Source organism: Homoserinimonas sp. A520 (genome assembly GCF_054489245.1).
Genome location: NZ_JBTMWX010000001.1, coordinates 610474 through 622218, shown reverse-complemented (window position 1 = coordinate 622218; position 11745 = coordinate 610474). Strand labels below are relative to the sequence as shown.

Genomic DNA, 11745 nt, shown 5'->3' with positions numbered 1-11745 from the left:
AGCAGTACTCGTTAATGGGGGTCCAGGAATGAACAGAACAGAACGCAACAGGCTGGTGGTCGAGAATCTCCCACTTGTCGGTTACCTGGTGTCAGATCTGTGTGCCAAGGCGAGTCACCTGTCACGTGATGACCTGGCCTCAGCGGGGGCTGTCGCACTCATCACGTCGGCTGATTCTTACAACCCCGACCTGGGGATTCCGTTCGGAGCTTTCGCCCGACGCCGCATCATGGGCGCCTTCGCCGATGAGATGCGTGCGAGCGACTGGGCGACCAGGGGAGCGCGGCGCAGGATCAAGGAGACTCTCGCCGTCAAGGAGACTTTGACTGCGGCACTCGGTCGCACCCCGGGTGTTGATGAGATCGCATCCGCCCTCGGAGTTGACCGCGAGGCGGCCGCCGCAGGTCTCGCCGACGCCGCCAGGGTCGTATCGACACTTGACGAGGCGACCGCAGAAATCCTGGTTGCCGACACCGCACTGCCAGAGGAAACACTGTTGTCCGCCGAGCGGCTCACCTATCTTCGGGCGGCTGTTGCGGCCCTGCCAGAGAAGATGCGGAACATCGTCACCCAGATCTACTTCGAGGACCGCACGGTCAAGGAGATCGCCGAAGAGCTGGGCACCACCCACTCGGCCGTCTCGCAGCAGCGCGCGGAGGCCGTGCGGTTGCTGAAGGACGGGCTCGAAATCCACTACTCGGACTCGAACACCGAAAGTTACGTTCCGGAGTCGCGGATCGCGCCGGCCAACCGCAACGCCTACTTGGCGCGTGTTGCCGAGCAGGCGCTGATTGGCATGGCCCGCATGGCGAACGACAAGCCGCGCCGCGCGCTCGAGGTTGCGTCGTAACCGGACCTGTCTGCGGTTCATCTAACGGATGTCGTTAGGCCGCCGATAGCTATGAATGTCAGCCCATGGATGGGCCGGCGATCAATAACCCAATCACGGAGGAAAACATCATGGGTATGCAGATCAACACCAACGTTGCGGCGCTCAACGCGTACCGCAACCTGTCCAACACGCAGAACGATCTCTCAAAGTCCCTGGAGAAGCTGTCCAGTGGTCTCCGCATCAACCGCGCTGCGGATGACGCGGCCGGCCTGGCGATCTCCGAGGGTTTGCGTTCGCAGATCGGCGGCCTCACTGTTGCAGCCCGCAACGCCCAGGACGGCATCTCGGTCATCCAGACCGCAGAAGGCGCCCTGACCGAGGTTCACTCGATCCTGCAGCGCGTCCGCGACCTCGCTGTTCAAGCCGGTAACGACTCGAACAACGCAGACTCGCGCTTGGCGATCAAGGCAGAATCGGACGCACTCGCCGACGAGCTCACCCGGATCGGCAACTCGACGAACTTCAACGGCATCACCCTACTCAACGGTGCAACCTCCGGTGACGGAACTGGCAAGCTCACGTTCCAGGTTGGAGCTGGTAGCACGGCCGGCAACGACCAGATCGCGATCGACCTGAGCGCGGCTGACATCGCCACACTCGGCGCCGACATCAAGGCGTTGACGTACGACACCGCTGCAAACGCGCTGACCACAATTGGAGCGGTCGACACGGCCATCACCGAGGTGTCCACCTCGCGCGCTGCGATGGGTGCTGTGCAGAACCGGTTCGAGTCGGCCATCAACAGCCTCAACGTGTCGAGGGAGAACATCACCGCTGCCGAGTCTCGCATCCGCGACACCGACATGGCTTCGGAAATGGTCAACTTCACCCGCGCCAACCTGCTGTCGCAGGCCGGCACGGCGATGCTCGCCCAGGCGAACCAGTCGAACAGTGGAGTTCTCCAGCTGCTCGGCTAGCACAGGGCGCTAGATCAACGCCCGGTGGCGGCCGAGGAGGAACTGGACCTCTTACCTCGGTCGCCACCGCGCGTTCCCAAGTAGAACTCACGAACCACACGGAAGAAACCACTAGAAACGTCGCGCAGAAGGGGACAGGACAATGGGATTCGCGCTCGATGGCCTCTCCAGCTCCCTGGACACCACTGCACTGATCAACGGCCTCATGCAGGTAGAGGCCATCCCGCAAACCTTGCTCAAGAGGAAGGTCTCCGGCTCCCAGAACGTCATCGCCGCGCTGCAGCAGCTGAATGCCAGGATCGCGTCGCTTGCCACTCTGGCGAAGGGCACCGCGAAGCCCGAAGCACTCGACCTCTTCACCGCGAAGACGAACTCGACGAATGCCACAGCCACCGCGGGGTCCGGGGCCGGCGTCGGCTCGCTTAGCTTCGTGGTCGACAAAGTCGCCCAGACCCAGGTCACGGTCACCGACGCGGTGACCGCCTGGCCAGACACCGCGATCACGATCGACGGGGCGAATGGCCCCATCGAGATCACCGCGGCATCCACCTCGCTCGACGACATGGTTGCCGCGATCAACTCCTCGGCTGCCGGTGTGAAAGCCGTCAAAGTGGCATCCGGAGTCGACGGGGTCACGGGCGATCCCCAGTTCCGTCTGCAACTGACCTCGGAGACGAGCGGGATCGCCGGCAAATTCACCGTCTCGGGGACGGCAGTGGGAACCACCGCTGTCACAGTGGCCCAGGATGCCGAAATCCGACTCTGGGCTGGCACGGCCGCTCAGCAGACCATCACCTCGTCCACGAACTCCTTCGAGAACTTGCTTCCCGGGGTGAATGTGACCGTCTCCAAGGCATCGACCGACCCGGTCGAGCTCACGGTGGAACGGGATCAGGAAGCGACCACCAAGGTCGCCGCAGACTTCGTCGCCTCGCTCAATGACATCTTCGCCCTCATCGCAGCCCGATCGTCGGTGACAACGACCACCGGTGCCGACGGAAAACCGACCGTCACCGCGGGTCTCTTCACCAGCGACAGCACGGTACGGAGCGTCAAGCAGTCACTCCTGTCGGCTGCGTCTCTGCCGGTTGACGGCAAATCACCTTCCGAAATAGGGATCTCGATCACCAAAGCAGGGGCGCTCGAGTTCGACGCCGAAAAATTCGAAGCCGCCATGAAAGAAGACCCGGCGAAGGTCGCATCCGTCATGAAGGAGCTGTCCACGCGGGTGGAGGCATCCGCAACCGAAGCCTCGGACAAGTACGACGGCCTGCTCACTTCGAAAATCACCGGCCAGGAATCGCTCGTCAAGAACATGAGCACCCAGATCTCCGAGTGGGACGACCGCCTCACGGCGCGCGAAGCCACCCTGAGGCGAACCTTTGTCGCCATGGAAGTGCGGCTCAGCTCGCTCAACTCCCAGTCAGCCTGGCTGACGTCGCAACTATCGTCGCTAACACCACGGAAGGACTAGTCATGACGATGACCAACATTGAAGTGCAGCGCTCGCAGTACAACCGCGATGCCATTCTTTCCGCTTCGCCGATTCGCCTGCTGACCATGCTCTACGACCGACTGCTGCTTGACCTGGAGCGCGCCGAAGCCGCTCACGGCAAACAGGACTGGGAAGTGGCATCCGAAAACCTGCTGCACGCCCAGGCGATCCTCGCCGAGCTCGGGTCGTCGCTCAAGACGGATGTCTGGGACGGTGGCGAAACACTCCTCGCGCTCTACACCTACGTCTCCAACGCCCTCATCGCGGCCAACGTGCAGCGCGATGTCTCACGCGTGCGCGAGGCCATCTCCCTGCTGGAACCGCTGAGGCAGGGCTGGCACGAGGCCGCCGGGCAATTGTCGGCGCAGCCGGCGCCCACCGAACCAAGTGGGCGGATTCTCGGTGTCGCCTGAAGCACACGCGATACGCCAGGGTTGGGTCGAGGCGCTTGAAGGCCTCGAATCCGACCTGGCGAACGACCGCCACCTGCTCGACCACGGTGTCGTTCCGACCCAGCCGTCGGCCTGGCAACCCCCGCAGCACCTGGGGCCGATACCCATCGACCTGCGTGACCGCGCGACCGGCATCCTGGCGGAGCTCGGCGAGTCGGCCAGGCGCCTGAACGAACTGAAACTGGCGACCGGCCAGCAGCTGACCGCGGTGCGCTCCATCCCGCCGGTGCGCGGCGACAGGTCCGTCTACCTCGACATCACCGGCTGACGCACCCTTCTCCCGAAGTTTCGATACGGCGCTGTGCGCCTACTCAACCCGCAGACTTGCAGCTTGTGTGCGCCTACTCAACCCGCAGACTACGGCACCCCCCGAAGGGGTGAGAGTGGCGGAATGCGGCTAACACTGCCTGATAGCTGGCCGATAGCTGTGAATGACGAGCATGGATAGCTCACCGACAGGCCACGGATCGGCCGTCAAGATTCTTTGACGACGAAACAGGTAATCGTGCTTGAATCGGTCAGCTCCGCTGCCCTGAGCAGTGCGCTCGATGGTCTCGCGCTGCGCCAGCGCACCATCGCCAACAACATCGCGAACGTGAACACCCCCGGCTACCACGCCAAGCGGGTCTCCTTCGAGGCCGCACTGGCCAAGTCGGTCAGCGAGGGTGACGGCAACGTTCAGGCCACCACGCAGCGCTCCCTCGAGCCGACGCGCCTCAACGGCAACAACGTCAACCTCGACACCGAGACGCTCTCCAACATCGACACCGTGCTGCGCTACACCTTCGCCACGCAGGCGATCAACGGACAGTTCAGCAGCATCCGCACAGCGATGAGGACCAACTGATGACATTCGACGCCATCGGCATTGCCGGCTCAGCACTCACCGTCCACCGCAAGTGGCTGGACGCCATCAGCGACAACATGGCCAACATCAACACGGTCAAGGGAACGGATGGCGACGCCTTCCAGGAACGGTTCGTCATCGCCCAGGAGGGTAAAGGCAACGGTGGGGTCTTCGTCTCCGGCACGGCCGTCGGTAGCGGCGAGGGTCGCCTCGTCTACTCGCCGGAGCATCCGCTGGCCGATGCGGATGGCTACGTGAAGTTCCCCGACATCGACCTCGCTGAGCAGATGAGCAACCTGATCATGGCCCAGCGCGGCTACCAGGCGAACGCCGCCGTGGTGGACCGTGCCAAGGAGAGCTACCAGGCAGCCCTGCAGATCGGACGCAACTGATGGACATCAGCGCCATGAGCTCGGTGCAGGGCGTGACCGGCACCGGGTACGTCACACCGGGAACCAAGACGCAGCAGACGGATGGCGCGGGCTTCGGCGTCGCGCTGGGCAGTGCTGTCGACAACCTGCAGGGGCTGCAGTCCGCCTCGAAAGACCTCGCCATCAAGGCGGTCACCGGGGACCTGCAGGACATCCACACCGCGATGATCGCCTCCACCAGGGCGTCAGTCACCCTCGAGCTTGTCGCAGCGGTCCGGAACAAGGGCGTTGACGCATTCAACGAGATCATGAGGATGCAGGCCTGATGCCCGCTCAAGTCACATCGGCGATGCGCCGGTTCACCGCCGCCATTCGCGAATTCACCATCGCCCAGCGCACCATCGCGCTCATCGGAGCCGCCGTGCTGGTGCTCGGGGCGGCCGGGCTGTTCGCCTGGATCTCCCAGCCGTCCTACACGCCGTTGTTCTCCGGCCTGCAGGGCGAAGATGCCAACGCCATCGTTGAGCAGCTGCGCACCGACAGCGTGCCGTACCAGCTCACCGACGGCGGTGCCACCATCCTCGTGCCTGAGGAATTCGTCTACGATCAGCGGCTGAAGTCGGCCGCGGCCGGCCTGCCCACCTCCGCCAACGGCGGGTACTCCCTGCTTGACGACATGGGTGTCACCTCATCCGAGTTCCAGCAGTCGGTGACCTACAAGCGCGCGCTGGAAGGCGAGCTCGCGGCGACCGTCAGCGCGGTCACCGGCGTGAAGATGGCATCCGTTCGACTGGCCATCCCGGAGGAGACCGTCTTCGCGTCCACCAAGGTCGACCCGACAGCATCTGTGTTCGTCCAGACCGACCACGGCGTCAACCTCACGGCCGAACAGGTGCAGGCCATCGTTCACCTCACCTCGGCGTCCATCGACGGCATGAAGGCGTCGAACGTCGCAGTGATCGACTCGCGTGGAACAGTCCTGTCCGCGGTCGGCGTCGGGGCGACTGGTACCGACGACAAGAATGGCGGCAAGTACGAGGACCGGGTGCAACTGGCCGTTCAGACCATGCTCGACCAGGTGGTCGGCCCGGGCAACGCGACCGTCGTCGTCGCAGCCGACATGAACTACGAGTCGGCTGAGCGCCTCGAAGAGACGTTCACGACACCGGAAGACGCACCAGCGCTGAGCGAGTCCATCGACAAGGAAAGCACCTCGGCCACCACTGATCGCGCCGCCGGCGTGCTCGGACCGGACAACATCGGGACGCCGACAGATCCGGATGCCACCGGCTATGTTGCCGAGTCCACGGTGCGTAACAACGCGGTGAACAAGGTCACGGAGTCGCGGATCATCCCCTCCGGCTCGATCAATCGCCAGTCGGTCTCCGTCGCACTGAACGCGGCGGCATCCGACAACATCGACGTCGACAACATCACCGCACTGGTCACGGCGGCGGCAGGCATCAACGCCACCCGTGGCGACGAGGTCACCGTCGAGGTCGTCCAGTTCAACCAGGTCGGCTCAGAGGAGGCCGTTGCAGCGCTCGCCGCAGCGGAAGAAGCCGCCGCAGCCGACCGGTTCGCGGAGATCGTCCGCACCGCGATCATCGCCCTCGCCATTGCACTGCCGCTCGCGATCATGCTCATCCTGCTCGCCCGCCGTTCCCGCCGCCAGAGGCGCGACGGCATCGAGCTCGGCGAGCTCGAAGAGCAGCGCGCCATCATGAACGCGGCAACAGTCCCGGTCTCGCTGGTCGGTCCGCCGAAGCCGATCGGCACAGCGCACCTGCCGCAGGAACCGCTCGATAACGCCCAGCGCCGGGCGGACATCGACGCGCTCGCCGAGAAGGACCCAAGCCGTACCGCGGAGTATCTGCGCGGCCTGATGGATGAGAAGCAACCCGCATGAGTGACGCCACCACCACGCTGACCGGCACGCAGAAGGCCGCGATCGTCCTCATGAACATGGACCAGCTTCGTGCCGCCCAGGTGATGAAGCAGTTCACCGACGGCGAGGCGGAAGAGATCGCAGCCGAGATCGTGCGCCTGCGTCGCGTCGACTCGTCCATCGCGGAACGCACCATCATCGAATTCCACGACATGACCATCCGAAGCGGCTGGAACTCCCGTGGGGGCAAGGACTTCGCGGCCGGGTTGCTGGAGGCGTCCTTCGGCTCAGAGCGTGCTGCCGGAGTCATGACCAGAGTCAATTCCTCGATGGCCGGCAAGTCGTTCGAGTTCCTCGACACGGCTGAGCCGTCCCAGATCCTCACCCTGCTCGATGGCGAACTTCCGCAGACCATCGCGCTGGTGTTGGCGCACATGCGCCCTGAGCAGGCCTCTCCGGTGATCGCCGGCCTGGAAGGCAGCATGCGCACCGATGTCGCCCAGGCCATCGCGACCATGGGCACCGCAGCACCGGAGGCCGTGCGCGTCGTGGCTGACACCCTGCGGGTGCGCGCCGGCGCTGTGGTGGGAAATCGCGAGCAGACCGAAGTTGTCGGTGGGGTCCAACCGTTGGTGGAGATCATCAACCGGGCCGACATTTCGACCGAGCGCGCGCTGTTGGAAGCCCTCGACGAGCGTGATCCGGAGCTCGCCGAGGAGGTGCGCTCGCGCATGCTGACCTTCGCCGACGTGGTCAAGCTCGAGCGTAAGGACGTGCAGCAGGTGCTGCGCGGAATCGACGTGGGCATTCTGGCTGTGGCCATGAAAGGCTCGACGGAGGCGGTGACCGAGGTCATCCGCACCAACCTGTCAGAACGCAACCGCGAGATCCTCGACGAAGAGTACGAGGCACTCGGCCCGGTGCGGGTCTCCCAGGTGGAGGAGGCACGCGCCGAGATCGTGCGGGCGATTCGTGCGCTCGAGGCAGAGGGCATTATCACGGTGCAGCGCGGCGACGAGGACGAATATGTCAATTGACGCATCCTTCCTCCCGGTCAGCTTCCCCGCGCTGCGGAACAGCGCCCAGGACGCCGGCGATCTCAGGTCCCGTGTGTCAGGGCACGCTGCCGGCTATGCGGCGGGCCTGAACGCCGCCGCAGACGACCTCGCCGCCCAGAAGGCCGAGCAGGAGGCGGCGCTCGCCGATGCCATCGCTGCCGGGCAAGCGCGAATGGATGAGGCCGTTGCCGTGCTCAACGCGGCCACCGTGGCACTGGAGCGTCGCACCGTTCCGCGTCTTCAGGAGGCACAGGATGCGATTGCCGCCACCGCCATCGAACTCGCCGAAGCCATCATCGGGCGTGAACTGCAGGGCAGTGACACTTCGGCCAGGTCTGCACTCCAGCGCGCGCTGAGCGACGTCGACCCGGCCCTCGTGAACGTCGTTCGGCTGAATCCAGGTGACCTGGCAGCTCTCGACCAGCAGACCATCCTCGCCGCCGGTGTCACGTTTGTAGCGGATGCCGCACTCGAGCGGGGCGACGCCGTCACCGAGTTCGCCGACGGCTACCTTGACGCCCGCGTTTCGGCAGCGCTGGAGCGCGCCAGGGACGCCATCTTCGAGGAGGGACCATGACCACCACCTGGCGCCCGCATCCCGAGAAACTCAACGTCGCGCTGAAGGCCGCCAAGCCGCAGCGGGTCGGCGTGGTCTCGTCGATCGTCGGGCTGGGCGTCGAGGTCAGCGGGCTCGACTGCGCCATCGGCGAATTCGTGAGCATCGGCGATGACCGCGGGGTGGATGCCGAGGTGATCGCAACGACCAAGTCCGGCATCCGCTGCATGCCGCTCAGCCGGCTGACCGGAATCAACGCAGGCGCACCGGCCAGGGCACGGGGCATCCCGCTGCTCGTACCGACCGGAAGCAACCTCTTCGGCCGGGTCATCGACGGCGTCGGCAGGCCCATCGATGGCAAGGGCCCGTTGCACCCCGAAGAAATGGTGCCGCTCGACAACGACGCGCCGTCGGCGATGCACCGCGCCCGCATCACCGCACCACTGCAAACCGGAGTGCGCGTGCTCGACACGTTGACCACACTCGGGAAGGGCCAGCGCATCGGACTCTTCGCGGGGTCGGGCGTCGGAAAGTCGTCTCTGTTGTCGATGATCGCGCGCGGCACCGAGGCGGAGGTCTCCGTGATCGCCCTCATCGGCGAGCGTGGACGCGAAGTGCGGGAGTTTCTCGAAGACGACCTCGGGCCGGAGGGTCTCGCACGGTCGATCGTCGTCGTCTCCACATCGGACGAACCAGCCATGATGCGGTTGCGTGCCGCATTCCTTGCGACGCGCATCGCCGAGTCGTTCCGTGACCGCGGGTCTGACGTCGTGCTGATGATGGACTCGCTCACTCGGGTCGCCATGGCCCAGCGCGAGATCGGACTCTCGGTCGGCGAGCCGCCGGCGACCAGGGGTTACCCGCCGTCGACCTTCTCACTTCTCGCCCAATTGCTGGAGCGCGCCGGAACAGCGCAGCGCGGATCGGTCACCGGCATCTACACGGTGCTGGTCGACGGCGACGACCACAACGAGCCGATCGCGGATTCGGCACGGTCGATTCTCGACGGACACGTTGTGCTCGACCGCAAGCTCGCCGTCGCAGGGCACTTCCCGTCAGTTGACCCGCTCGCCTCCATCTCGAGGGTGGCCAGCAAGGTGATCTCCACCGAGCAGGGTGCCACCGCGACCCTGCTGCGCAAGACCCTCGCCGCGCGGAAAGCCGCGCAGGACCTCCTTGATGTCGGCGCCTACCAGCCGGGCGCCAACCCGCTGGTGGATGCTGCGGTCGACAACGAAGACGCCATCAACTCCTTCCTCCAGCAGCGAATGGACGACCAGTCGACATCCGCCGGTGCCTGGGACCAGCTCGCCCGACTCGTCCGCAAATGGGGAGGTGCCTGATGGCCAGGATGTTCCCTCTCGCCGGGCTGCTGCGCCTGCGGCAGGTCCAGGAAGAGCAGGCCGCCAGCGACCTGGCTGTGGCCAATGCCCGCGCACGAGAGATCCGTTCCCGCCAGTCGCGGGCCAGGGACCTGCTCGGTGCATCCGGTGCCGAAGCTGCCAGCAGCACCGTCCTGTATGCGGTTGCCGCGGCCCGGGCGTCTTCGCGGAGCATGCTCGCCGAACTGGACGCCCTCGACGGTGAGCACCAGCCAGTGCTCGACCAGGCGAACGAAGCGTTCGCGGAGGCGCGGGCACGCTCCATCGGGCTGGAGAAGCTGGCCGGTCGTCACCAGGTCAAGCAGACGGAAGAAGAACTGCACGCCGAACAGGCGGCCATCGACGAGATGGCCTCCACCGGCTGGCACCGCAACAAGGACGGGAAGACCCCATGAGCATGATCGGGCTATTGACCGGTGCGCCCCAGGCCGCCGGCAACAAGGCGAAAGCGGATGACGCCGCGGCGTCCGGCTTCGGCAGCGCCCTCCAGGACGAACTGAATGCGCTCGCTACCCCGCAGGCGGAGCTCATCGAAACCCTCGCAGGTAGCGCGTTCCCCGCTGGCAACCCGTTGCCCGCCTCGACGCCGACCCCGCTGGGTGAGCCTGGGCCCACGCCGCCGGTTCCGAACGATGCGCCAGCATCGGTCGGCCGTTCGGTGGAGAGCGAGACCCCCACGGCTAACTCGGCTCCAGCTTCGACGATTCCGCTGGCTCCGCTTGTCGAAACCTCCGCGGGTAACGCGTTGCCTGCGGCGACTCCATCCCCGCTGGCCCCGCTTGCCGAAATCCCCACAAGCAACGCGTCACCCTCGTCCGCACCAGTCCCGCTGGCCCCGCTCGTCGAAACTGCCGCGAGTAACCCGTTGCCCGCTTCGACGGGCTCTGCGGGCGGAATGGGCTCAGCGACCGGTACCGCAACTGCGACGACTCCAAACCCGCTGGCCCCGCCCGTCGAAACCCCCACGAGTAGCCCGTTGCCCGCTTCGACGGGCTCAGCGAGCGGCATCGGCTCAGCGACCGGTACCGCAATTGCGACGACGCCAACCCAGCTAGCCCTGCCTGCCGAAACGCCCACCAGTAACTCGGTGCCCACTTCGCTTCCCGCGGTGCGGCCGACCGATGCTGGCGCATCGTCCGAGACCGGCGGGGTGGCCGCAAGCTCAGCGAGTGGAACGAGCTCAATGAGCGGTTCAAGCGCTCCGAGCGGAATTGCGACTCCCGTTTCGACAATTCCGCTGGCCCCGCTTGTCGAAACCCCGGCCGGTAACTCGCTCCCCGCTTCGACGAGCTCAGCGAACGGGAATGCGTCCGCAAGCGTGAATGCTGCAGCGACCGTCAACACCTCTCCGGTGGCCGCTCCCGTCAGCGCGCCGGTCCAGGCCTCCGCCCCCGTGGCATCCGTCGCTGCTCCCGCCCCAGCACCCACGGTGCCGTTCGCCACCCAGTTGGCGCGACCGATCTTCAGCCTTGCCGCCGCCGGAGCCGGTGAGCACGTCATGACGGTGAGCGTCACCCCCGACAGCCTCGGGCCCGTCACCGTTCGTGCCCACGTCGGAGCAGAAGGGGTTCGCGTCGAACTGTTCGCGCCCAACGACCTGGGCCGCGACGCCATCCGGGCCATCATCCCTGACCTCCGCAGGGACCTCGCCGGTGCCGGACTGGGCGGCAACCTCATGCTGTCGTCTCAGAACCAGCCGGCGGCGGATGGATCGGCTCACGGTTCCAACGCCGGGCAACCGGGGGAGCGGGGTGCCGAGCGCGGCAATTCGCTGCGCGACCCGTCCGGGGCTGATGAAAACACCGAAACGACTCGCGAACAGGCAGTAGACCGAACCGGACTGTTCGGCACCACGTCGACGATCGACGTGCTGGCGTGAACCGGACC

The 11745-nt window shown here is 65.7% G+C and carries 14 protein-coding genes; all 14 read left to right on the top strand.

What is annotated here, in order from left to right; genetic code table 11:
- Positions 1–28 precede the first annotated feature (28 nt).
- Positions 29–850 carry a sigma-70 family RNA polymerase sigma factor gene (locus ACX3PH_RS03170; RefSeq protein ID WP_459089298.1) on the top strand — a complete coding sequence of 274 codons (822 nt, stop codon included), beginning with the start codon at positions 29–31 and terminating at the stop codon, positions 848–850.
- 110 nt (positions 851–960) lie between these two features.
- A complete protein-coding gene (locus tag ACX3PH_RS03165) occupies positions 961–1809 on the top strand; it encodes a flagellin N-terminal helical domain-containing protein (RefSeq protein WP_459089296.1) in 849 nt (282 codons plus the stop codon).
- 142 nt (positions 1810–1951) lie between these two features.
- A complete protein-coding gene (gene fliD / locus ACX3PH_RS03160; protein WP_459089294.1) occupies positions 1952–3283 on the top strand; it encodes a flagellar filament capping protein FliD in 1332 nt (443 codons plus the stop codon).
- A 2-nt stretch (positions 3284–3285) separates the two neighbouring features.
- Positions 3286–3717, top strand: a complete 432-nt coding sequence (gene fliS / locus ACX3PH_RS03155; protein WP_459089292.1) for a flagellar export chaperone FliS — start codon at positions 3286–3288, stop codon at positions 3715–3717.
- Positions 3707–4024: a hypothetical protein gene (locus ACX3PH_RS03150; RefSeq protein ID WP_459089290.1), complete on the top strand. Its 318-nt coding sequence runs from the start codon at positions 3707–3709 to the stop codon at positions 4022–4024. The genes fliS and ACX3PH_RS03150 overlap by 11 nt, the downstream gene beginning before the upstream one ends.
- Before the next feature lie 237 nt (positions 4025–4261).
- Positions 4262–4603, top strand: a complete 342-nt coding sequence (gene flgB, locus ACX3PH_RS03145) for a flagellar basal body rod protein FlgB (RefSeq protein ID WP_459089288.1) — start codon at positions 4262–4264, stop codon at positions 4601–4603.
- On the top strand, positions 4603–4995 hold the full coding sequence (locus ACX3PH_RS03140; protein ID WP_459089286.1) for a flagellar basal body rod protein FlgC: 393 nt from the start codon (positions 4603–4605) through the stop codon (positions 4993–4995). The genes flgB and ACX3PH_RS03140 overlap by 1 nt, the downstream gene beginning before the upstream one ends.
- The gene (fliE, locus tag ACX3PH_RS03135) at positions 4995–5300 is read left to right on the top strand and encodes a flagellar hook-basal body complex protein FliE (RefSeq protein WP_459089284.1); all 306 of its coding nucleotides are present in this window, start codon (positions 4995–4997) and stop codon (positions 5298–5300) included. The genes ACX3PH_RS03140 and fliE overlap by 1 nt, the downstream gene beginning before the upstream one ends.
- Positions 5300–6883, top strand: a complete 1584-nt coding sequence (gene fliF / locus ACX3PH_RS03130; RefSeq protein ID WP_459089282.1) for a flagellar basal-body MS-ring/collar protein FliF — start codon at positions 5300–5302, stop codon at positions 6881–6883. The genes fliE and fliF overlap by 1 nt, the downstream gene beginning before the upstream one ends.
- Positions 6880–7899, top strand: a complete 1020-nt coding sequence (fliG, locus tag ACX3PH_RS03125) for a flagellar motor switch protein FliG (protein WP_459089280.1) — start codon at positions 6880–6882, stop codon at positions 7897–7899. The genes fliF and fliG overlap by 4 nt, the downstream gene beginning before the upstream one ends.
- Complete coding sequence (locus tag ACX3PH_RS03120) at positions 7889–8497, top strand: FliH/SctL family protein (RefSeq protein WP_459089278.1); 609 nt, start codon at positions 7889–7891, stop codon at positions 8495–8497. The genes fliG and ACX3PH_RS03120 overlap by 11 nt, the downstream gene beginning before the upstream one ends.
- Positions 8494–9819, top strand: a complete 1326-nt coding sequence (locus ACX3PH_RS03115; RefSeq protein ID WP_459089276.1) for a FliI/YscN family ATPase — start codon at positions 8494–8496, stop codon at positions 9817–9819. Before ACX3PH_RS03120 ends, ACX3PH_RS03115 begins: the two co-directional genes overlap by 4 nt.
- Complete coding sequence (locus ACX3PH_RS03110) at positions 9819–10253, top strand: flagellar export protein FliJ (protein WP_459089274.1); 435 nt, start codon at positions 9819–9821, stop codon at positions 10251–10253. Before ACX3PH_RS03115 ends, ACX3PH_RS03110 begins: the two co-directional genes overlap by 1 nt.
- Complete coding sequence (locus tag ACX3PH_RS03105; protein WP_459089273.1) at positions 10250–11737, top strand: flagellar hook-length control protein FliK; 1488 nt, start codon at positions 10250–10252, stop codon at positions 11735–11737. Before ACX3PH_RS03110 ends, ACX3PH_RS03105 begins: the two co-directional genes overlap by 4 nt.
- The last annotated feature ends 8 nt before the right edge of the window (positions 11738–11745 follow it).

What these genes read in the sequence shown, in the direction of transcription:
- fliS (WP_459089292.1), top strand. Translation starts at nt 3,286, where the DNA reads ATGACGATGACCAACATTGAAGTGCAGCGCTCGCAGTACAACCGCGAT.
- fliD (WP_459089294.1), top strand. Translation starts at nt 1,952, where the DNA reads ATGGGATTCGCGCTCGATGGCCTCTCCAGCTCCCTGGACACCACTGCA.
- fliG (WP_459089280.1), top strand. Translation starts at nt 6,880, where the DNA reads ATGAGTGACGCCACCACCACGCTGACCGGCACGCAGAAGGCCGCGATC.
- ACX3PH_RS03120 (WP_459089278.1), top strand. Translation starts at nt 7,889, where the DNA reads ATGTCAATTGACGCATCCTTCCTCCCGGTCAGCTTCCCCGCGCTGCGG.
- ACX3PH_RS03105 (WP_459089273.1), top strand. Translation starts at nt 10,250, where the DNA reads ATGAGCATGATCGGGCTATTGACCGGTGCGCCCCAGGCCGCCGGCAAC.
- ACX3PH_RS03170 (WP_459089298.1), top strand. Translation starts at nt 29, where the DNA reads ATGAACAGAACAGAACGCAACAGGCTGGTGGTCGAGAATCTCCCACTT.
- fliE (WP_459089284.1), top strand. Translation starts at nt 4,995, where the DNA reads ATGGACATCAGCGCCATGAGCTCGGTGCAGGGCGTGACCGGCACCGGG.
- ACX3PH_RS03165 (WP_459089296.1), top strand. Translation starts at nt 961, where the DNA reads ATGGGTATGCAGATCAACACCAACGTTGCGGCGCTCAACGCGTACCGC.
- ACX3PH_RS03110 (WP_459089274.1), top strand. Translation starts at nt 9,819, where the DNA reads ATGGCCAGGATGTTCCCTCTCGCCGGGCTGCTGCGCCTGCGGCAGGTC.
- ACX3PH_RS03115 (WP_459089276.1), top strand. Translation starts at nt 8,494, where the DNA reads ATGACCACCACCTGGCGCCCGCATCCCGAGAAACTCAACGTCGCGCTG.
- fliF (WP_459089282.1), top strand. Translation starts at nt 5,300, where the DNA reads ATGCCCGCTCAAGTCACATCGGCGATGCGCCGGTTCACCGCCGCCATT.
- ACX3PH_RS03140 (WP_459089286.1), top strand. Translation starts at nt 4,603, where the DNA reads ATGACATTCGACGCCATCGGCATTGCCGGCTCAGCACTCACCGTCCAC.